Origin of the sequence: Gordonia amarae NBRC 15530 (genome assembly GCF_000241345.1) — a bacterium.
GTDB classification, from domain to species: Bacteria; Actinomycetota; Actinomycetes; order Mycobacteriales; family Mycobacteriaceae; genus Gordonia; species Gordonia amarae.
Genome location: NZ_BAED01000069.1, coordinates 21,975 through 43,171, shown reverse-complemented (window position 1 = coordinate 43,171; position 21,197 = coordinate 21,975). Strand labels below are relative to the sequence as shown.

Genomic DNA, 21,197 nt, shown 5'->3' with positions numbered 1-21,197 from the left:
TCAGTCCAGCCCGGCGAACAGGTCCGTCTCGCGGCCCGGCACATCCGGCCGCGGACCGTCGACCTGCACAAAATGCTCGACAGCGCCGATCGGGGTGAGGATGTTGTTCGACAGCGCGTACTCGGTGCCCGACGGCGCGACGGTCACCTGGGTGGCGTGCGCGGCCAGCGCGGCCACCTTCCGCTCGTACACCGAGCTGACGTCAACCGCCGCGGTGATGACCTCGTCCGGGTAGCGGGGCAGCTCACCGTCGTGCGGCGGGCGCCAGCCCTCGGGCACCCGGCCGGAGGCGGCCGCCAGACCCGATTCCAGCGCGCTGTGCTCGGTCACCGACTCGTACACCTTGACGTCGGTGCCGAGGCGTTCCCGGGCGATCGGGAGGGCCGCCGCCGTCACCTGATGCACCATCACGTGGTCGGGATGGCCGTAGGTGCCGTCGCGGTCATAGGTGACGACGACCTGCGGCGCGAACTCGGTGAGGATGTCCGCCAGCAAGGCCACCGGCTCACCGAACGGCGCCTGCGCCAGCGCCCGCGGGTGTTCCGCCGACGGCGACCCGGCCATCCCCGAATCACGGAAATGCCCGGCACCGCCGAGGAAACGGGGCCGCAGCACCCGGCCGGGCTCACCGGGCGGACTCAGCGCCGCGAGCGCGGTGGTGAGTTCGAAGATGCGGAACCCGCCGAGCTGGTCGGCGCCGCCGTCGGCGACCAGCTGCGCCCACTCGTCCCCGATCACCTCGCCTTCCTCGCCGAGCGTGAACGTCACCACCAGCACCTGCGCTCCCTCGGCGAGGTATTTGGCGATGGTGCCGCCGGTCATGATCGTCTCGTCGTCGGGATGGGCGTGCACCAGCAGCAGCCTGCGTCCCGCCGTCACCGAATCCGCCACACTCGCACCTTCCGCACCGCTCACCGCACAACTCTCTCTGTCACTTCTGGTCCCACAGATCCGCGTCGCCGAAGATTCCCACCTGGATCGGTCCGGTCAACGGCACGCCGGTCACGTGATCGGTCACCCCGACCAGCGACATCTCCTGGTAGATCGGCAAGTACACCGACTGTGCGGCCAGCAGCGGCTCGGCCGTCTCCAGGATCGGCGCCGGGTCCTCCGCCGACAGCACCTCCCGTGCCAGCCGGATCAGCTCGTCATCGCACAGTCCTGAGGTATTGCTGATGTAGTCCGAGTCCGCGTTGCCCCCGGGTGCCCCAGATGAGGACGGCACAGATGAGGACGGGGCAGATGTGGACGGTCCCGGCGTCGGTGCCCCCGAACTCGCGGGTGCGGCCGAGTTGCTCGCAGACGCGGACGCCGACGATGAGGAGGTTTCCGCCGACCCGGACTTGGGTGGGCCGCAATCGACCTGGGAGGCGAACGCAGCGGCCGGCGGCACCCCGACGGCCATCCAGCCGACCACCAGGTCGACCTCCGACTTGGTGAGCGCGGGCCCGTACAGCTCATTGCCCGACAGCAGGCGCGTCCCGGCACGGATACCCATCGCACGCAGCTGATCGACGATGTTCGCGGCCGCCGATGTCGCACGCGGATCACCGGAGATCGCACCGACGCGGATCGTCAGATCTCGACCGTCCTTCTGGAAGGGCGCCACCCCGACCGGCACCGATGCCATGTCCGAGTCGTCGCGTTCGGTGCTGCCGGCGGTCCCCGAAGGCGACGCTCCCGACGGGGAGGCCGGGTCTCCCGACGAAGGCGCCGGTGTTCCGGTAGTCGGCTGTGCCGGGCGTGTCGTGGCCGGGTGTGTGGTCGCCGGGGTCCGCCCGCTCGAACCGGGACTCTGCGACTCCGGAACCTCCGACGACTCGCTTGTCTCCGCCCCGGACTCCTCCTCCGATTCCTCGGTGACCACCGGACCACGCCGGTATCCGGCGCCCACCAGCAACGACTCTATGCGGGCGTTGTCCAGCCGCGGCCTGTCGACCGGTTTGTACCCGGCGTCGGTAGGCGCGTAGACGGTGTTGGCGAATCGGGTGACCACCTCGTCGCCGGCCGCCGCGAAGGTGACGAGCTGCCGGTCGATGGCACCGAGGACCGCCGACCGCACCGGGGTCTCCCGCATCGCCGGGGTCCGCGTGTTGGCGGTGACGGTGAGCGCGCGCGGCACCGGGTTGCGCGAGGTGCGGGTGCCGGGCACCGCCGACAGCTCCGCCTGCGTAGCCGGTCCGCTGGAGAAGTTCACGATCGCCGAGTCGTGGGCACGCACCGACCCGACCATCTGCGGCACTGTCCCGGCCCGGCGCAGCACGATCTGGTCCAGGACCGACGGTGTGGCCCAGTACCGGTCGTTGCGGATCAGCCGCACCTCGTCGCGGGTCTGGTCGATCGAGCGGATGAGGAACGGTCCGGCCGACACCGGCATCCCGCTGTCCATGCCGGTCTCGAAACCGGACGGGGTGCCGCGCAGGACGTGGCTGGGCAGCAGGTCGGTGAACAGTTCACGCCACGCGGGGTAGGCGGCGGCGAAACGCACCTCCACCGTCTTGCCGCCCGAGCTGGTGGCCACAGAGTCGATGAGCCGGTAGCCGGCGGGGGCGACCGCGTTGGGCCTGCGCGCCATCTGCTGCCACAGGTAGCTGAAATCGTCACCGGTCACCGGCAGACCGTCGGACCACTGCGCGTTCTTGTGAATCCGGTAGGTGACGGTGAACGGCTCGGTCTTGGTGACCTCGGCCGAGGTGACGAAATCCTTCTGCAGTTCCCACCGGACGCCGGTGGGCGACTGGACGGGAGCGAACGGGCTCGGCAGCGTCATCGCCGCGATCGCCGTGGTCACCACCCCCTGGTCGGCGGCCAGGTGCGGGTTGAACCCGGCCCCGATCGAGCCGGTGGCGATATAGATGGTCTTGTCGTCGGGATAGGGCACCGGGGTGGCCGGCGGCGCCGTCTCACGGACGGGCGGCGGCGGGTCGGCACTGCATCCGGCCGCCAGCAGCAGCACGGCCGCGAGAGCAGGTAGCACCGCTTTGCGTCGTTCACGCACCCGTCGCTTCTCCTTCGGCGTCATCGGTTCGCACGTGGGCCCAGACCACGTCATCTGACCACTGTGGTGGATCCGGACGCCCATCGCGCCCTGATCCACCACAGTAGGCCGTGCTCACCCCGGAGCCGTCAGCTCACCGACTGGTCACGCGCCTTGGCACGGGAACGCTCACGGGCTCGAGTCGACGAATCCAGGTGCACCTTGCGCACGCGCACCACCTCGGGCGTGACCTCGACGCACTCGTCGGCGGCGCAGAACTCCATCGCGCCCTCGAGGTCGAGTTGCATCGGCTTGGCGAGGGTCTCCATCACGTCGGCCGACGACTGCCGCATGTTGGTGAGCTTCTTCTCCCGGCACACGTTGATGTCGAGGTCCTCGGCGCGCGGGTTGATGCCCACGACGTGGCCCTCGTAACTGTCGTCGCCCGGGTTGACGAAGAAGGTGCCACGGTCGGCGAGCTGGATCATCGCGTACGGGGTGACGCTGCCGGCACGGTCGGACACCAGCGAACCGGTGTGCCGGGCCCGGATCTCGCCGGCCCAGGCGTCGTAGCCGTGGAAGACGGCGTTGGCGATGCCGGTGCCGCGGGTCTCGGTGAGGAAGTCGGTGCGGAAACCGATCAGGCCACGCGAGGGCACGATGAACTCCAGGCGCACCCAGCCGGTGCCGTGGTTGTTCATCTGCTCCATCCGGCCCTTGCGGGCGGCCAGCAGCTGGGTGACCGCGCCCAGGTACTCCTCGGGGACGTCGACGGTCAGGTGCTCGAACGGCTCGTGCACCTTGCCGTCGACCTTGCGGGTGACCACCTGCGGCTTGCCGACGGTCAGCTCGAAACCTTCGCGGCGCATCTGCTCGACGAGGATGGCCAGCGCCAGCTCGCCGCGGCCCTGCACCTCCCACGCGTCGGGTCGGCCGATGTCGAGCACGCGCAGCGAGACGTTGCCGATGAGCTCGGAGTCCAGGCGGCTCTTGACCATGCGTGCGGTCAGCTTGTGCCCGGACACCCGGCCCGCCAGCGGCGAGCTGTTGGTGCCGATGGTCACCGAGATCGCCGGCTCGTCGACGGTGATGCGCGGCAGCGGAACCGGGTTCTCCAGGTCGGCGAGGGTGTCGCCGATCATGATGTCGGGCATGCCGGCGACGGCGACGATGTCACCGGCCACGGCCGATTCGGCGGGCGCGCGGTCGACTCCCACGGTGGCGAGCAGTTCGGTGATCTTGGCGCGCTCGACGACGGCCTCACCGTCGACCTCACGGCACCACGACACCTGCTGGCCCTTGCGCAGCGTCCCGTTGTGGATACGCACCAGCGCGAGCCGGCCCAGGAACGCCGACGCGTCGAGGTTGGTGACGTGCGCCTGCAGCGGTGCCTCGGGATCGCCCTTGGGCGCCGGGACGTATTCCAGCAGCACGTCGAAGAACGGGTCGAGGTTCTCCCCCGCCGGGACGTCGCCGTTGGCGGGCTGTTCGGTGCTGGCGATGCCGGCGCGGCCGGAGGCGTAGAGAACAGGCAGTTCGAGGGCCAGTTCGGCGGCCTCGGCAGCCTCGTCGTCGAGGTCGGAGGCCAGGTCGAGCAGCAGGTCCTGGCTCTCGTCGACGACCTCCTGGATACGGGCGTCGGGACGGTCGGTCTTGTTGACCACCAGGATCACCGGCAGCGACGCGGCCAGTGCCTTGCGCAGCACGAACCGGGTCTGCGGCAGCGGTCCCTCGGAGGCGTCCACCAGCAGGACTACGCCGTCGACCATCGACAGGCCGCGTTCGACCTCGCCGCCGAAGTCGGCGTGGCCGGGCGTGTCGATGACGTTGATGACGAATTCGGTGCCGTCGGGCTGGCGGCGATGCACGGCGGTGTTCTTGGCGAGAATGGTGATGCCCTTCTCGCGTTCGAGGTCACCGGAGTCCATCACCCGGTCGACGAGTTCGGCTCGCTCGCCGAAAACCCCGGACTGGCGGAGCATCGCGTCGACCAGCGTGGTCTTACCATGGTCGACGTGCGCGACGATCGCGACGTTACGGAAGTTGGGGGCAGGGCTCACTGACTCTCTTTCCAGGTGTTGGGCAGTACTGAACCCGCCGGGTGCGGCAGGTCAACCGGCCCATGGTACCGCTTCGGCGTGCTGAGACGCCGCTCACAGGGCAATAGGCAGCCCTCAGTAAGGTAGTGCTAACCTCGATTCATGGGCAAGGTCAACCCCGCCAAGGTCGCGGACCTGAAGGCGAAAAAGAAGTGCTGCCGCAAGAAGACGCGGTGTGTGCGTTGCCCCGTCGTCATCCACAAGATGGGCAAGCTCGACACCCGGCACATGTCCAAGAAGGAACTGAGCCACGCCCTGAAGAAGGCCCGCGCCGCCTGAGTTCAGGCCAGCAGTTCCAGCAGGTCCTCCAGCCAGGTGGTGTCGGCGGGCACCAGCTCACCCGCATCGGCCATCGCCCGTAACCCCGCCGCGTCCACCCACCGCAGAGCCGCATGATCGAGCGCCCGCGGCGCGCCTCCCACCGGCCGGGCTCGCAGCGCCACCAGTTCCAGTTCCACCGACAGCCCGACCGCCGCACCGAACTGCTGCCCGGCCTCGATCGTCATGCCGAGTTCCTCGGCGATCTCCCGTTCCAGCGCGGCCTGCCAGGTCTCCCCGTCCTCCACCTTGCCTCCGGGCAGCTCCCACAGACCGGCAACCTCCGGCGGGTAATTGCGTTGCGCGAGAAGCAGTTTCGCGGACATCTCGTCGATGATCGCCGCCGCCACCACGATCCGGGTCATCGCGGCACCCCCGCGCCGGACTCCCGGCCGGCCCGCTGACCCAGGACCGCCACGCGGCCGGCATGCAGCCGCAACCGCACCGTGGCGCCGGCGACGATCCCGTCCGAGGGCGCCGTCGCCGCGATCACACCGATCTCCCCGGGCAGGTCCGGCCGCACGTCCAGCCGCACCCCGCCGGGCAGCACCGCGGCGTGCAGCACCCGCCCAGTCACCGATCCGTTCCCGATATCGTGTGAGAGCGGTTCCACGACAACAGATTCCGGACGCAGACCCAGCCTGACCCGACCGTCGGGAACGTCGACGGCCACCCGGCCCAGCACACAATCGGCCACATCACCGGCCACCGTGGCATCGAGAACCGTTGTCACACCGAGGAACCGGGCGGCCTCCTCGTCAACGGGCCGGAGCCACAGGCGCGCCGATGTGTCGGTCTGCACGATCTGCCCGTCACGCATCACCGACACCCGGTCGGCCATCAACGCGGCTTCGGTGTGATCGTGGGTGACGATCACCGTAGGCGTGGAGGTTTCACGCACGATCTCGGCGATGTCGACGGCGAGCCGGTCGCGCAGCAGTTTGTCGAGCGCGGCAAGCGGCTCGTCGAGCAGCAGCAGCCGCGGCCGCGGCGCCAGCGCCCGGGCGAGCGCGACCCGCTGCGCCTGCCCGCCGGAGATCTCCCGCACCGAACGCCCCCCGTAGCCGGCGAGCCCGACCAGCTCCAGCATCTCCTCGACCCGGGCCGCGATCTCGCGCCTGCCCCACCGGCGCATCTTCAGCCCGTAGGCGACGTTCGCGGCCACCGAACGACCGTCGAACAACTGCCCGTCCTGGAACACGACCCCGAAGTCGCGCCGGTGCGCGGGCACCCTGGCCAGGTCCTGGCCGTCAAAGCCGATCGTGCCGGCCACCAGCGGTTCGAGTCCGGCGACGGCCCGCAGCAGGGTGGACTTGCCACAGCCCGACGGTCCGAGCAGCGCCGCCACCGGGGCCTGCGGACCGACCGACCAGCTCAGGCCGTCGATCACCACGTCAGCGCCGTAGCGCACCGTGATCGTGTCGATCTCCAGCATCAGATCACCGCCTGCATCTCACGGCTGTCCTTTCCCGCTGCCCGGCGCGTGCGGGTGCCGAGCAGTTCGATAACAGTGACCGCGAGGGCCGTCACCGCGACCAGCAACATCGCCGACGCCATCGCGGTGGCCAGGTTGTCGGCGCCGGGCCGATTGAGGCCCGAGCCGATGAGCACCGGCAGCGTGGTGGTATCGGCCTGCGCCAGGAATCCGGTCGCACCGAACTCACCGAGCGCCATCACGAACGCGAACCCGCCGGCAGCCCCGAGTGACCGCCCGATCGTCGGCAGGTCGACGGTCCAGAACACCCGCCACGGCGACGCCCCGCACACCACCGCCGCCTGCCGCAGCCGGGCCGGCACCGACTCCAACGCCGGCAGCACAACCCGGATCACGAACGGGACGGCGATCAGCGCCTGCACGCACGGGATGACCAGTGGGGACGCGGACACCTCCGCGGGCAGCTCGGCCAGCGCGATCAGATACCCGAACCCCAGCGTCACCGCGCTGACGCCGAGCGGGATCATCGCCAGCACAGTGCCGATCACCGCGAACGGTCCCGACGCCCGGTGCAGCGCGATCGCCCCGAGCGTGCCCACGACCACCGCGATCGCCGTCGCCGACGCGGCGGTGGTCAGCGAGTAGCCGAGCGTGTCCAGGGGACTGATCCCGTTCACCTGCTCACCGAGGCCGCGGTAGCCGCGCAGCGTCCAGTCACCGCCGGCGGTGGGCCGGACCGAACGGATCGCCAGCACCAGCAACGGCCCGACCATCAGCACCAGCGTGTACCCGATCGCCGCGGCCACCGGCAGCCACATCCACCCGTTCGGGCGTCTGCGCCGCGCCGGTGAGCCGGCCGCCCCGGATGCGGCCGGGTCCGAGAAGATCCTGGTCAGCAGCAGCGCACCGATCACGACGACGATCTGCAGCATCGACAGTGCCACCGCCTCCGGGATCCGGAAGTAGCCGATGGCCTGCTGGTAGATCTCGGTCTCCAGCGTCCGCAGCCGGCCGTCACCGAGGATGATGATCACACCGAAACTGGTGGAACAGAACAGGAAGACCAGCGAGGCCGCCGCCCCGACCGCGGGCAGCAGGGGCGGCAGCGACACCGTGACGAACGCCCGCAGCGGACCGGCACCCAGGCAGCGCGCGGCCTCGGCGGCACGGCCTGCCTGCGATCGCAGCGCCGCTCCGACAACCCGGACGAACACCGCGACGTTGAGGAACACGTGGGCCACGAGCACCGCCCAGAATCCCGTTTCGATGCCGAGCCCGGCGAGCGGCCCGCCGAGAACGGCCCGGAACACGATGCCCACCACGACGGTCGGCAACACGAACGGCACCGTCACCGCCACCATCAGCAGCCGCGAACCCGGCAGGTCGACGCGGGCGACGAGCCACACGATCGGTATCGACACGACGGTGACCAGCAGCGTCGAGGCCAGCGCCTGACCGAGGGTGATGCCGAGCAAGCCGACCGCGTCGGTGTTGCGCAGCAGCCCGACGATGCCGGTGCCGTCGGAGGTGCGGGTGGCCCGGTTGATCAGCGCCACGACCGGCCAGCCGAAGAACACCGCGACGAACAGGACCGGGACAAGGGTGATCACCCCGAATCCCCGGCCGCCCGGACCGGGCCGCACCGTCAGCGACCGACGGCGTCTCGCCATTGCTGCAGCCACTGCTCGCGGTTCTTGGCGATGACGGCCGGCGGGATCTTCACCGTCCACGACGGGACGGGCGCGCGGTCCTGCCAGCCGTCGGGCAGCGGTGTGTCCTTCTGCACCGGGTACACGTACATCGACGACGGCAGCTCGCGCTGCACCGTCTGGCTCAGCATGAAGTCGACAACCTTGCGAGCGCCGGCGATGTTCTTGGCGCCCTTGAGGACGCCGACGTATTCGACCTGCCCGAAGCAACTGTCGAGGAGCGCGGAGGTGCCGGGTGTGGCAGCCGGCGACGACGCGTACGACAGCACGATCGGCTTCTGCCCGCGTCCCTCACCCGCCGAGAACAGCTGGTTGTAGGCGATCTCCCAGCCCGAGACGATGGTCGCCTTGTTGGCCACCAGCTTCTTCCAGTACTCTTGCCAGCCCCGCGGATCGGCGTTGACGGTGGTGAGCAGGAATGCCATGCCGGGCGACGAGGTGCCCGGGTCGAGCAGCGCCGACAGATTCGAGTACGTGGGGTCGGTCAGGTCGCGGAAGCTCTTGGGCGGCTCGACGTCGTGCTTCTCGAACCACGAATCGTCGAGGTTGAGGCACACGTCGCCGCGGGTGACGGCGGTCAGCTCGTCCTTCGAGTCCGGGACGGCATAGGTGTCAGCCCCGTCCTTGGCCGCGGGCGACTCGTACGGCTCGAGCGCGCCGTTCTCGATGGGCCGCGAGGCGAAGGTGTTGTCGATGCCGAAGACCACGTCGGCCTTGGGTTTGCCGGGGGTCAGCGAGATGGTGGACGCGAGCGCTCCCGCGTCGCCGGACTTGATCACCTTGAGCGTGATCCCGGTTTCTTTCTTGAAGGTGTCGTACACCGTTTCGGGGAGTTCGAACGAGTCGTGCGTGAGCATCGTGACCTCACCACCGCCGCTGCCGTCGGACGATCCGTCGTCACCGCACGCCGTGAGCCCCGTCCCGACCACCACGCAGACGGCGGCCATCGCCGCCATGGTGACCGTCCGGGACCTGCCGGCTCCCCTGCCCCGCTGCCTTACGCCCAGCCTGCTGCTGACACTCACTGATGTGGTCCTCACGGTCTCTTTTTCACGCCTGACGACTCGCCCGCATCGGCGAGCACATCCGATCTAACCAGGGGAAAGTCGGCCTCCGCGTGTCGCCCGTACGACACCACGCCCACCTTGGAGCATCATCAGTCGCATAAGATAACAATTTTAACACCATTACCATGAGTAACTAAGATGCTGAGGTAGCCTCCTGACTAGTCATCAACCTACGCATGCGTAGAATGTGCGGCGACCTGCCTCGCTCACACCGACCGTTAGGACTCAACACGTGCGCTTGCCAGCCCACCCGTCCCCGCGCAGCCCTCGGCGCGCGGCTCGCCTGGTTCTTGCGGCAACTGCCATCGCGGCCGCAACGTCGCTGACCGTGCCGGCGGCACACGCCGCACCCACCCCCAAGTCGGCGAACAAAATCGACAAGCGGGTCCTGAATTCGATGGGTGTATTCGCACCCGCGATCATCGGCGCCGTGACCACCCCCGGCCCCGACGGCCGCGTCAACGCCGGTCTCATCCGGCAGGCCCGGGCCCTGGCCACCGCGCCGGGCGTGCCCGCCGACGCCGCCAAGATGTGGAACACGGTGATGGACTTCGTCGGCAAGCCCGGCGAGCAGCGGCTGATCGCGGAGCAGAAGCTGGCCGCCAAGAAGGTCGTCCCGGCCCCCGGGACCGACCTGAAGAAGTACGCCAAGAAAAAGGCCGAGAGCGACCCGGTGATCCCGACCGGACCGAACGCCCCGAAGATCCAGGAGTTCCTGTACCCCACCATCGGCATCGGCTGCATGGGCACCTCCGACGGGTTCACCGCGTCCCTGGGCCGTGCGCTCACCACCGCGGGCCCGCAGGAGGCACCCGCGCCCGGACCCAAGACCGGTGAGGCCGGCTACGTGTACACCGCACTCGGCACCGGCCCCGCGGTCAAGAACCCGGCCCAGAAGCTGTGGGTGAGCTGGCTCAACATCGACACCGGACGCAACGGCCGGACCGAGCTCACGCGCAACGAGAAGATCAACGTCGCCGACGGCCCCGGAACGTTCACCGGTATCGCCCGTACCGGCAAGGGCCGCGTGATCTCGACGATCCACGGCACGGTGACCACCAAGAGCAAGGGCAAGGTCGCTTCCTGCGGCATCGCCCCGACGATCGGCCTGGCCATCATCTGACCGGTCCCTGAGACCTCAACGCCGACCACCCCCGGCACTCGCCGGGGGTGGTCGGCGTCTTACGGGACCCGCTCGGTGTTCGAACGCTCCGGGCCGGGGGCGAACACAACGTCGCAAGATCGTCACGGCGCACCGACGGTGGGTTACCACACCGGACGGACGGTGATTCTGTAACATCACTAGTCACATCAGTACCATCGGTAACGCCTGTTACATGTGTGGGCATCCCACGCCCAGACATCCAGGCATGCCACCGTGGGATCGAACGCCGAGGAGAACGCATGTCCGGGCTGCACACACACCGCCACATCCACGCGGTACGCGCCGCGGCGGCCGCCCTCGCCGTGGCTGCGGTAACCGCATTCGCAGTGGTGCCCGCGGGCGCGGCCCACGCGGCACCCCCGGGAACCACGGCCAAGACCACAGCGTCACCGACACTGCCGACCGTGCCCACGAACGCGCGGAAGCAGACCGCCAAGAAGCCCACCTCACCCGGCGCTCGACGGAGTGCGCTGCCCACCCCCGAGGAGATCCAGTCGATCGCGGTGCCGCTCGACCGTGAGCTCGCCGGTGCGGTGCGCATGCTCAAGGCCGCGGGCATCGATCAGATGGCCTTGCAGGCCGCCCAGGTGATCCTCGCCAGCAACGGGCAGCTCACAGCCGAGTCGCTCAACAAAGCGGCGATGAGTGTGTACAACAACATAGGCACATCACGCAGTGGCTACGCGGGCGAACCCGGCAGGCGGCAGGTCCCGGTCCTGCCCACGGTCAAGACGGTCAAGAACACCGGGGCACCGCGCACGACCGGGCAGAACGTGGCCCTGCGCACCCTCACCCCCAAGTCGTCGCCGCTGTGCACCCGGCCCACTTCCGACAACCCGCTCGGACTCGCCACGCCCGTCGGTCAGCCGAGCGGTCTGTGGCCTGTCACCGAATCCCCGCGCACCCTGACCGCCGCCCAGAAGAACTCATCCCTGCCCCGGCTGTCCCTGCCCGCGGGGATCGATCCGCGGCTCATCAACACCGGTGAGGTCGCGTTCGCGCTGATCCCACCCGCGTCCCCGCGGCAGGCGGCCGGAACCCGGACCTCCGTAAAGGCAGGCCCCGTCCAGAAGCTCGTCACCCCGAAGGCCCCCTCCGGACCCGCGAAGACACCGGCCCCGGCGACCGGTCCGCTGCGGATTGCCTGGCTCAACACGACGACGCTGCAGGGCGGCTTCGCCGACCTGGTCACCGACTCGCGCACCGGATCCTGGCTGCGCGCCCTGGCCTCCTCCCACGGCCTCCGGCTGGCCCCCGTGAAGTCGCGGTACGGCACCGAACTCGCCGTCGTCTCACGCGCCGCCGGCGGTGACGAACGCAGTTGCTCATTCGTTCCTGCGGTCAACCTGACCGGCGTGTGAGATCGTCACCCTCCATGGCCCCTTCTTTCCGGAAACCCTCACGCACCACTGTCACCGCCGGAATCTACGCGCTGACCGCCGCCGCTGCCACGGCCGCCGGGGCGAGCGGTAACCGCACGCTCGCCGCGTGGACCAAACCGCTGCCGATGCTGGTGCTCGGTGCGGCCACGGTGCCCGCAGTCCGCGAGCACGGCACAGCACCGGCAGACGCTGCCTTGTTGGCCGGGGCGATCGGATTCTCGGCGGCCGGGGACCGGGCGATGCTGCTGGAGGAGTTCGGTACCGACGACGCCGCGAAGGAACGGCATCTGGCGATCGGCGCCGGCCTGTTCGCGGGTGCGCAGGCGAGCCTGTGCGGATTGCTGGCCCGGCGCGGTGCCCGCGTCCGCGCGAAGACTCTCACCCCGCGGATGGTGCTGCTCGGTGAGTCCGCAGCGATCCTGGCCGTCAAGAACCGGCCCGCGCTCACCGTGCTCGGCCCCTACGGCAACTCGCTCGCCGTCATGTCCGCACTCGCCTCGGACGCCCCGAACCCACAGCCCGCACTGCGCGCCGGCGGCCTGCTGTTCGTGCTCTCCGACCTCGCCATCATCAACCGCCGGTACCTGCTCACCGGCAGGCGCTCGCGGACTGCTGCCGAGGCGTGGGTGCTCGGCTCCTACTTCGCCGCGCAGTGGCTGCTGGTCACGTCGCTGAGCAAGCCGCTGCGCTGACACGCGGATCTGCGGGGTCATTACGATGAGTCCATGGCTGAACCGCACACCGCCCCGCAACTCCACATCGCGCAGGACCCGGTGGCCGACGAGCTGCTGTCCACCGACGCGTTCGCGCTGCTGACCGGGATGCTGCTCGATCAGCAGTTCCCGATGGAACGCGCCTTCGCGGGCCCGGCGAAGATCAAGGAACGTTTCGGCACACTCGACCCGGAGGCGATCGCCGCGGCCGATCCCGAGGCGTTCGCCGATCTCTGCGCCACCCCACCGGCCGTCCATCGGTACGGCAGGTCGATGGCCGGCCGCGTGCAGGCCCTGGCGGCGGCCGTGGTCGCCGACTACGACGGCGACGCCGCGAACATCTGGACGCGGGCCCGCGACGGCCGCGACCTGTTCGCGAGGGTGCACGCGCTGCCCGGCTTCGGCGAGCAGAAGGCCAAGATCTTCGTGGCGCTGCTGGCCAAGCAGCTCGGCGTCAAGCCCTCCGGATGGACGACGGTGACAGGCGACTACAGCAAGAAGGGTTTCCGCTCGGTCGCCGACGTCACCGACCCCGATTCGCTGCAGAAGGTCCGCGACTTCAAGAAGGCGGCGAAGGCCGCGGCCAAGGCCTGAGCATCCTGATCCCGGCGCCCATTCGCGGCGCTCGCGAACGGCGCGCCAGGGTTCCCGGACCGTTTTTGCCGAGCCTCGCGCATCGCCCGCACGGCGTGGCCTAGGGTTTGGTGCTATGGATCTGATTCCCGCCGGCGCCTCCCCACGCACGATCGTCGAACTGCCTTTCCGCATGGGTTTCGCCATCACCGGTGTCGTCTTGACCGCTTCCGAGTCCGCGGTCAACATCGCCCGCGTCACTGCCGACAGTGTGCAGCACGAGATCAATCACTCGCTCGGGTTCGAGGACACCGACGAGCTGGGCGCCGCCCGCACCCCGCTGGCGGTGCTGGCCCAGCTCGCCGAGCTCCTCGGCCCTGACCGCGCGTTCGGGCGCATCCTGGGTCCCGGCGGACCGCTGGAGCGGCTCCTCGTCCACGGCGGTGTGGTCGACCGGCTCGTCGCCAAAGACGGCCTGCTGGAGAAGGCCACCGCCAAGGGCGGTCTGCTCGACCAGCTGACCGAGGAGAACGGCATCCTGATGCGGGTCGCCGCACAGGGCGGTCCCATCGACAGGCTCACCCGCGAGGGCGGCGTGATCGATCAGATCACCGACAACGAGGGCATCCTGGAACGCCTGACCACCGCGGGCGGTGTGCTGGACAAGCTCACCGCCCCCGACGGCGTGCTCGACAAGATCAGCGCCCCCGGCGGCATCCTGGACCGGATGGTCGAGGACGACGGCCTGCTCGAGCAACTCGTCGGCGAGGGCGGCGCGGTCGAACGCGCGATCGCCCCCGGCGGCCCGCTCGACCGGATCGCCGAGCTCACCGAGATGATCGGTCAGCTCGCGCCCACGCTCATCGCCATGCAGGACACCGTCCACGAACTGTCGGAGACCGTCGAGCTTCTCACCGCCAGCGTCGCCCCGCTCGGCGGTCTGGCCGAACGGCTGCCCAAGCGGCTCATGGCCAAACCCCGCACCACCGTCGGCGGAGCGGCCGGTCACGACCACCCCCGGGCCCTGGGCACATCCGCCGCCACCGAAGACGATCATCGGCACTGACCGGGCCCGGTTGCCCGGTCCCCGGCTGCATCGGGCCGGACATCCACGGTCACCCTCGGGACGGCACCTCCGCGGCGATCCGGTCCACCGCCCGGCGCAGCATCGGTACGTAGTTGTCCACGTCGATGATCTCCGGTGATGTGATGACCGACAGCATCACCATCGGTCCCACGCCGATCACGCCGTGGCCGAGCCCCATGTACTCGACCAGGTAGGGAAAACCCGCGCCGAACCGGACCCGGCCGCCGGCCAGGGCCAACTCGGGACGGCTGCCACTCAGCGGCAGTTCGGCCGATTCCGCGTTCACCGAGGACACGACGGTGACGCCGGCAACCCTCTCCGGCCGCGTATGTCTGTCCTGCCGCCGGATCGCCCGATGTACCAACGACGGCGGGAACGCCGCTTCGGCCCGCAACGCGGCCTCAACCATCGGGCCGGGCGTGGTCAGCCGCTTTTGTATTGCGGTCAGGTCCCGGGCGATCAGCACGAGCCGCTCCCCCACATCTTCGGTCTCCGGATGCAGATCGATCGAGGCGTTGCAGCAGTTGTTGTGCGAGCCCGGCCGCGGCGGCAACCCGATCGGGACCACGGCCGTCCGCTCATGGGCGGGGCCGAGCAACTCGTCGAGCGCGAACGAGATCGCGGTCAATGCGGCCGCGGTGGCGCTATACCCGATGGGCAACCACCGGCGGTCCAGTACCAGCACCCGCAGTGTTCGCTCGGGCCCGGGGGAACGGTTGACCTCCGTGGGCACAACACCCACCGGTCCGCTGTTGCCTGAACCGCGCCGGAGCGCCTTGCGGTATTCGCTGAACCACCTCAGCCCCCACCATGCCGACATGGCTGCCAATACCGGAAGCCTCGCCACACCACCGGCCGCCAGCCGCCATCCCGTCAGCCGCGCCCGTCGGGCAGGCCCGGTGCCGCGCGGCGGATCCGTGTGCGCCGCCGGTGCGAACAACCCCAGACAGATCGCCGCGATTGCGCGTCCGTCCGCCAGGGCATGGCTGATCTGCAACGCCAGCACGACCGCATCGCCGTCTTCGTCCGCGTACCCTCGCGGCGCTCCGGAGAGCGGTCCGAAAAGATGTATCCGCCAAGGACATTCGGCCGGATCGACCTGTTCGCCGGTCAGCTCGCCGAGCCTGTCGAGGCATTCCTGCCAGGTACGCACCGGATGCACGGCGAATGCGCCGGGCCCGATGTCGGCACTCACCCAGTGCGGACGGTCGAGATCGCCGGGAACAGTCAGCACCCGCAGACGCAGGTCCGCGACGCCCTGCGCCCGTTCGCGCAACTCGCGAACCACCGCGTCCATCGATACCGGGGCCTCAGGCGCGTCGAAGCAGAGAAGGGTAAAGATGTCGCTCTGTTGCACCTCCGACACCCAATACTCGATGGCGTCGGTCGACGATAATCTCCGCACCGGCGGAAGCTACCACACGACTGCGCACAGCAGAGGTCCGGCATCCGACGCAAATCTGGCGGCACACGCCGTCAGGGATGCAACGGACAGTCGGTCGCGATCCGGTCCAACGCACGGCGCAGCATCCCGAGGTAGGAGTCGGCGTCGACGATCTCCGGTGACGTGGTCACCGAGATCGCCACGGCACGGCCGATGCCGTGCACGCCATGGGTCAATCCCTGCGCCGGGGAGAGCGCCGGAAATCCGGTGGTGAACAGCACCTGCCCGCCGGCCAGGGTGAGGTCGGCGGGGCCCCGATTGACCGATGAGACCACCGTGGCCCCGGTGACCGTGGCGGGCCGGGTCCGCACGTCGAGTTGCCGGACACCCCAGTGCGCGAGGAACGCCGGCGTGGCCGACTCGGCACGGCCGGCGGCTTCGGCCACAGGATCGGGCGCCGACGCCGCCCGCTGCGCGGTGGCCACCTCGTCGGCGATAAGGGCCATCCGCTCCTCCACGTCATCGGTCTCGACATGCAGATCGACGGCCACGTTCCTGAAGTTGTTGCGCACCCCGGGCCGGACGGGTGTGCCGACGGTCAGCTCGGCCGCCCGGTGCGGCGCCGCCCCGAGCAGTTCGTCGAGCGCGAACGAGATCGCGGTCAGCGCAGCGACGGTCACGCTGTGCCCGGCGGGCAAGGACCGGCGATCGAGCACGATGGTCCGCAGCGAGCGCTGCCGGCCCGGTCGCCGGTTGAGATCGGTGACCGGCTGCGGCACAGCGCTTTCCGACGCACTCTCGGTCGCTTCGGCTTTCTGGTATTCGGCGAACGATCGCATACCTTGCCACACCATCGTGCCGACCGACCTCGGCAGGCGCGCCGCACCCAGCGCGGCCAGCCCCCAACCGGACAGAAACGCAACACCTTTCGCAACGCCACGATCATCGCGCGACTCCCCACCGGGCCCGGCGCCGAACAATGCCCGGCCGATGTCCGCGGTGCCGCGCCCGTCGGCGAGAGCGTGACAGATCTGCAGCACGGCCACCACCGCGTGACCACCGGCGGCCTCCGGCAACCGCGGTACACCCGAGACCGGACCGAAAAGGTGTATCCGCCATGCATACTCGGCGGGATCGAGCTGATCGCCGATGAGACCGGCGATGGAGTCCAGGCATCCCTGCCACGTGGCCGCCCGATGCAGGACGATCGACTCCGGACCGGGATCCGCCCGCATCCAGTGCGGACGGTCCAGGTCTCCGGGAATGGCCAGCACCCGCAGCCGCAGGTCATCGACGGCCCGCACCCGGTCCCGCAGTTCGGCGGCGGCCACCGCCAACGGATCCGCCCCCGGCCCCACGCCGAACACATAGACGACGAACTGGTCGCTGGGCAGGATCGCCGATCGCCAGTAGGTGGCAGCGTCGATCGCCGACATCCGCTCCATCAGCCGTCCCTCCCCATCGCCACGGCGCGATTACGAGCTCAGGCTACCGACCCGGTACCTGCGGCGTCCCACCGGAGGATCGTGCGATCACGACGGTCTTGCCGGGTACGGCCTGGAGCCCAGGTCCCACCTGCTGGTCGCCCGCCGGTCCCGGAGCCGCCTGCTGTGGCGGCACCGACTGGGGCGGCATCGGTTGGGGCGGCCCCTGCGGTGGTGCCGGAACCCTCACCTGGACGGTCGGCTGCACCTGTACCGGCGACGGTGCCCCCGGCACCGACTGCGGCCGGGTGCCGTTCAGGACCTGCGGGCCGGCCTGACCCCGCCAGAGGGGCGTCGGCAGCTGTCCCGCCGCGGGTCCGGCCGATGCGGCCGCGGGCGGCTGGGCGCGAATGGCACCCGTACCGCCCTGCCACGGCCCGGGTCCCATGCCACCGCCCGGCATGGCGATAGAAACCCCTTGCGGCATAACCGAACCGGCGGCCACCGCAGGAGGATGTACCGGCTGCGACCGTGCGGCCCGCGCGTGCGCCGAGGCGGGCACGGCGCCGGGCCACGGCACGTGCCCCACGGTCCCGTGCGGATGCTGCCCGTACGGATTCTGGGGTTGCAGCGGCGGCGCCCCGATCGGCATCCCCGGAACCACCGGCGTATTCCGCCGGCGTCGGCGGCGCAGCCACAAAGCCACCAGCACCAGCACGATGACGGCGGCGAGCGCACCCAGCACGGGCCCCAGCCAGATCCACACCGACCGTTGTTCACGCTTTTCCGGTTGCGCCAGAACAACACTGTGCGAGGACAGATAGTCACGCAGGGCCAGATTGTCGGTGATGAAGTTGAAGCTGTCGTTCTCGTCCGGCAGAGAGGTGCCCGACGAGTTGGTGCCGATCACCTCGCCCGCGGAGTTGACGGTGGGGCCGCCGGACATACCGCTGCCCATCGTCGCCGAGACCTCGGTCCGCGTGACCCCGGAATCATCGACCTGCCGCGACGAGACGGTTCCCGTCTTGTAGGACGGCTGCGGAACCTGCCCGTCACCGGCGTTCGACTGCACCGCGCCGGGGAAGCCGACGCTGGTCACAGGGTCACCCGGGGTCGGCGTCTCACCGGACACCACCAGTGCGGGGATCTCCCGCACCGGGGAAATCTTGAGCACGGCATTGTCGCCGGCCTTGAACTCCTGATAGCTCACCACGTCGGCATCGGTCCAGGAGGGCAGGACCTGGGAGTCGCCGGCCGGTTGCCGGACCGACACCTCCACAATCGGCTCGGAGATGGTCTCGCTCCCGCGTACCGGCCAGCTCTCGGCCACCGACTGGCGGTACGCCTGCCTCACCCAGTCCGTGGACTTGCCAAACCTCGCCCCGGCTTCGGTGACCATCTTCAGCCGTAGGGCATTGAGAATCTCCGAATCGGTCCCGTTGACACAATGTCCGGCGGTGGCGATGAACCCCCGGGGATCGACGACATAGCCGGTGCACTGTCCGGTGACGATCACGGTGTCCCACCACACCGTCGGCCGGTCGGGGTCGGTCACCCCGACCTGGCCCATGAACCGGGTCCGGATGAAGACCAGCGACGCACCCACCTTCTCGACGACCGCGGCGTTGCCCTCATCCGCCCGGGCCTCCGAAGCGGCCGGTACGAAGCCCGGTACGGCGAGGCCGGCGAACACCAGCCCCGAGACGACGACCAACTCCACGATCCTGCGCAGCACGCAGCCCCCTCATCCCCGCGCCGATCGGGCGACGCCTCCCCCGGTTACCCCGCAGACACAAGTACGCGACTCGCGCATACCCGGCCCCATTGGCAACAGACCGTACCCGACGGTCTGTCACCTGTCAGCAGCCGACACGACCGCCTGTGGAAAACCACTCGGGGAGATGACCGGAGGCCGCGGGGTCATAGCGGTTGGGGTTTGCCCTTGTCCTCCTCGTCGAGGGCGCTGACCGCGATGCCGTACGGCAGGAAACGCACCTTGCGCTGCGGGTCGGTATTGCGGGCGTTGGCGCGCAGGGCGTCGAGTTCGGTGGCGAACACCTGCTCGACACGGGCACCGCCGTCCTCGTCGACGACGAACACCGCCCACACTCCCGAGCCGGTCTCACCGGCTGTCTCGGGCGCAGGTGCCGGACGCGGACCCCGGGGCGCGAAGCCGGACTCGAACATCGCCGACCACGCCGCGGGTGCGCCCTTGCTCTCGAACAGCCGCCCGACCACCTCGCGCAGCCCCTCGCCCGCCTCACGGGCGAAGCGATCGAAGTCCTCGGGGTCGAATCCGAACGGCCCGTTGTTCCAGTTGTTGCCGGCCATCGCCGCACCTCCTCTGTCGGCCCGATTCTTGCCATCGGCCCAGACCACCAGTGTCCACACCGCGGCGACATACCGCCACCGTCAACGAACCGGGCGCTCTTGCCCGTCGGCGAGACCACCTTCGACCAGGCGCCTGGAATCGTCGATATGCGCGGCCAGCGAGGCCCGTGCGGCGGCCAGATCACCGGCCAGCAGTGCCTCGGCGATCGCCACATGTTCGGCGGTGATCATCTCCGCCCGGCCGGGCGTCGGGTAGTCCAGGAACCACGCGGCCCGGACCTTCTTCTGGATCACCGCCAGCGCCTCGGCGAGCGCCGCGTTTCCCGACGCCGTCAGCAGCGCCCGGTGAAAGGCCTCATCTGCGAGGGCGAAGTCGATGTCGGCGGCGACCGGCACCTCCCGCATCCCCGCCCACCGCTCCAGCTCCGGCCCGAGCACCACCGGGTCGTGTCCGGCCGCCTGCCCGCCACGAACCCGGTCGATCCCCGCGATCTCGATGAGCGCCCGGGCATCGTAGTACTCCGCCAGCCCGTCCAGACGCGGCCGCACGGGATACAGGATGTTGCCGCGCCGCTCGATCAGTCCGTCGGAGATCAGCCGGGCCAGCGCCTCACGCACCGGGGTGCGCGAGGCGCGGTAACGCTCGGCGAGGCGCTCCTCTCCGAGTTTGGTCCCCGGGTCGAACTCCCCCGCTGCGAGATCCCGTCGCATCTCACGATAGATTCGCTGCGACAACGGTTCTCGACGTTGAATCTGATATCTGTCCATGGTCCCCGACATGACGCCCGCCTTTGGAAATCGTCCCCCGAACTCAGATGGCCTGATCAGAAGATCGACCGTTCAGATGGTCATCGCCTCTCGCACCTTCGCCTCGGCGCCGGCACCGCCGGCACCTGTCGACGTGACCCGCCCGCTTTCCAGGACGTAGTACTGTCCGGCGGCACCGAGGGCGAACCCGATGTGCTGCTCCACGAGGAGCACGCCCAGACCGCCCCGCTCGGTCAGCGAGGTGATCGTATGCTCGATCTCCGCCACCACCGACGGCTGAATGCCCTCGGTCGGTTCGTCGAGGATCAGCATCTTCGGTTCGGTGATCAACGCCCGGGCGATGGCGAGTTGTTGCCGCTGGCCACCCGAAAGCAGACCGGCCCGGCGCCCGAGCAGATCCTTGAGCGCCGGAAACAGGTCGAGCATCTCGTCCACCAGTTCCTTGCCACGCTTGCGGCCGTCGGCCACCACCTGCAGATTCTCGGCGGTGGTCAACTGCGGGAAGCTCTGCTGCCCCTGCGGGACATACGCGATCCCGCGCCGGACCCGGCCGCTGGGCCGTAGCGACGAGATATCCTCACCGTCGAACAGGATCTTGCCCGAGGTCGTCTTCACCAGACCGACCGCCGCCCGCAGCAGGGTGGTCTTGCCGGCCCCGTTGTGGCCCATCACCGCGACCACCCCGTCGTCCGGGACCTCCAGGCTCACACCGTGAATCACCTCGGTACGGCCGTATCCGGCCCGCACGTCCTCCAGTACCAGCAT

19 protein-coding genes are annotated in these 21,197 nt (G+C 69.6%); 6 read left to right on the top strand and 13 right to left on the bottom strand.

What is annotated here, in order from left to right:
• From mshB to typA, 3 genes are all read right to left on the bottom strand, one after another.
• Positions 1–915 carry an N-acetyl-1-D-myo-inositol-2-amino-2-deoxy-alpha-D-glucopyranoside deacetylase gene (gene mshB / locus GOAMR_RS20310; RefSeq protein WP_005192411.1) on the bottom strand — a complete coding sequence of 305 codons (915 nt, stop codon included), beginning with the start codon at positions 913–915 and terminating at the stop codon, positions 1–3.
• Positions 916–931: 16 nt separating this feature from the next.
• Entirely contained in the window at positions 932–3,022 is a 2,091-nt protein-coding gene (locus GOAMR_RS20305) for an ABC transporter family substrate-binding protein (protein WP_050942824.1), read from the bottom strand.
• Positions 3,023–3,126: 104 nt separating this feature from the next.
• The gene (typA, locus tag GOAMR_RS20300; RefSeq protein ID WP_005192409.1) at positions 3,127–5,037 is read right to left on the bottom strand and encodes a translational GTPase TypA; all 1,911 of its coding nucleotides are present in this window, start codon (positions 5,035–5,037) and stop codon (positions 3,127–3,129) included.
• A 141-nt stretch (positions 5,038–5,178) separates the two neighbouring features.
• Here typA and GOAMR_RS25240 point away from each other — a divergent pair, with 141 nt between their 5' ends.
• Positions 5,179–5,355: a hypothetical protein gene (locus GOAMR_RS25240; protein WP_005192408.1), complete on the top strand. Its 177-nt coding sequence runs from the start codon at positions 5,179–5,181 to the stop codon at positions 5,353–5,355.
• 2 nt (positions 5,356–5,357) lie between these two features.
• Here GOAMR_RS25240 and GOAMR_RS20295 read toward each other — a convergent pair whose 3' ends face one another.
• Genes GOAMR_RS20295 through GOAMR_RS20280 form a run of 4 tightly spaced genes read right to left on the bottom strand, consistent with a single transcriptional unit; the run spans position 5,358 to position 9,563 of the window.
• A complete protein-coding gene (locus tag GOAMR_RS20295; RefSeq protein WP_005192407.1) occupies positions 5,358–5,759 on the bottom strand; it encodes a (deoxy)nucleoside triphosphate pyrophosphohydrolase in 402 nt (133 codons plus the stop codon).
• Complete coding sequence (locus tag GOAMR_RS20290) at positions 5,756–6,829, bottom strand: ABC transporter ATP-binding protein (protein ID WP_005192406.1); 1,074 nt, start codon at positions 6,827–6,829, stop codon at positions 5,756–5,758. The genes GOAMR_RS20295 and GOAMR_RS20290 overlap by 4 nt, the downstream gene beginning before the upstream one ends.
• On the bottom strand, positions 6,829–8,499 hold the full coding sequence (locus GOAMR_RS20285; RefSeq protein WP_083837040.1) for an ABC transporter permease: 1,671 nt from the start codon (positions 8,497–8,499) through the stop codon (positions 6,829–6,831). The genes GOAMR_RS20290 and GOAMR_RS20285 overlap by 1 nt, the downstream gene beginning before the upstream one ends.
• On the bottom strand, positions 8,475–9,563 hold the full coding sequence (locus GOAMR_RS20280) for a thiamine ABC transporter substrate-binding protein (protein WP_050942823.1): 1,089 nt from the start codon (positions 9,561–9,563) through the stop codon (positions 8,475–8,477). Before GOAMR_RS20280 ends, GOAMR_RS20285 begins: the two co-directional genes overlap by 25 nt.
• 274 nt (positions 9,564–9,837) lie before the next feature.
• Here GOAMR_RS20280 and GOAMR_RS20275 point away from each other — a divergent pair, with 274 nt between their 5' ends.
• From GOAMR_RS20275 to GOAMR_RS20255, 5 genes are all read left to right on the top strand, one after another.
• Positions 9,838–10,728 (top strand): Rv1157c family protein, encoded by an 891-nt coding sequence (locus GOAMR_RS20275; protein WP_005192403.1) that lies wholly within the window; start codon positions 9,838–9,840, stop codon positions 10,726–10,728.
• A gap of 281 nt (positions 10,729–11,009) precedes the next feature.
• Positions 11,010–12,131: a hypothetical protein gene (locus GOAMR_RS20270; protein WP_005192401.1), complete on the top strand. Its 1,122-nt coding sequence runs from the start codon at positions 11,010–11,012 to the stop codon at positions 12,129–12,131.
• Positions 12,132–12,145: 14 nt separating this feature from the next.
• A complete protein-coding gene (locus tag GOAMR_RS20265) occupies positions 12,146–12,844 on the top strand; it encodes a lysoplasmalogenase family protein (RefSeq protein WP_005192399.1) in 699 nt (232 codons plus the stop codon).
• Positions 12,845–12,877: 33 nt separating this feature from the next.
• Complete coding sequence (locus GOAMR_RS20260; RefSeq protein WP_005192396.1) at positions 12,878–13,459, top strand: HhH-GPD-type base excision DNA repair protein; 582 nt, start codon at positions 12,878–12,880, stop codon at positions 13,457–13,459.
• A 115-nt stretch (positions 13,460–13,574) separates the two neighbouring features.
• Positions 13,575–14,504: a hypothetical protein gene (locus tag GOAMR_RS20255; protein ID WP_005192394.1), complete on the top strand. Its 930-nt coding sequence runs from the start codon at positions 13,575–13,577 to the stop codon at positions 14,502–14,504.
• Positions 14,505–14,553: 49 nt separating this feature from the next.
• Here GOAMR_RS20255 and GOAMR_RS20250 read toward each other — a convergent pair whose 3' ends face one another.
• The 6 genes from GOAMR_RS20250 to urtE all read right to left on the bottom strand — a co-directional run bounded on the left by GOAMR_RS20250 (position 14,554) and on the right by urtE (position 21,197).
• A complete protein-coding gene (locus GOAMR_RS20250; protein WP_005192392.1) occupies positions 14,554–15,930 on the bottom strand; it encodes a WS/DGAT/MGAT family O-acyltransferase in 1,377 nt (458 codons plus the stop codon).
• A gap of 71 nt (positions 15,931–16,001) precedes the next feature.
• Positions 16,002–17,354: a WS/DGAT domain-containing protein gene (locus GOAMR_RS20245; RefSeq protein ID WP_005192391.1), complete on the bottom strand. Its 1,353-nt coding sequence runs from the start codon at positions 17,352–17,354 to the stop codon at positions 16,002–16,004.
• A 43-nt stretch (positions 17,355–17,397) separates the two neighbouring features.
• Positions 17,398–19,068 carry a S1 family peptidase gene (locus GOAMR_RS20240; RefSeq protein ID WP_005192389.1) on the bottom strand — a complete coding sequence of 557 codons (1,671 nt, stop codon included), beginning with the start codon at positions 19,066–19,068 and terminating at the stop codon, positions 17,398–17,400.
• A 185-nt stretch (positions 19,069–19,253) separates the two neighbouring features.
• Positions 19,254–19,664, bottom strand: a complete 411-nt coding sequence (locus GOAMR_RS20235) for an Rv0313 family protein (RefSeq protein ID WP_005192387.1) — start codon at positions 19,662–19,664, stop codon at positions 19,254–19,256.
• An 81-nt stretch (positions 19,665–19,745) separates the two neighbouring features.
• Positions 19,746–20,432: a GntR family transcriptional regulator gene (locus GOAMR_RS20230; RefSeq protein ID WP_050942829.1), complete on the bottom strand. Its 687-nt coding sequence runs from the start codon at positions 20,430–20,432 to the stop codon at positions 19,746–19,748.
• A gap of 72 nt (positions 20,433–20,504) precedes the next feature.
• Complete coding sequence (urtE, locus tag GOAMR_RS20225) at positions 20,505–21,197, bottom strand: urea ABC transporter ATP-binding subunit UrtE (protein ID WP_005192383.1); 693 nt, start codon at positions 21,195–21,197, stop codon at positions 20,505–20,507.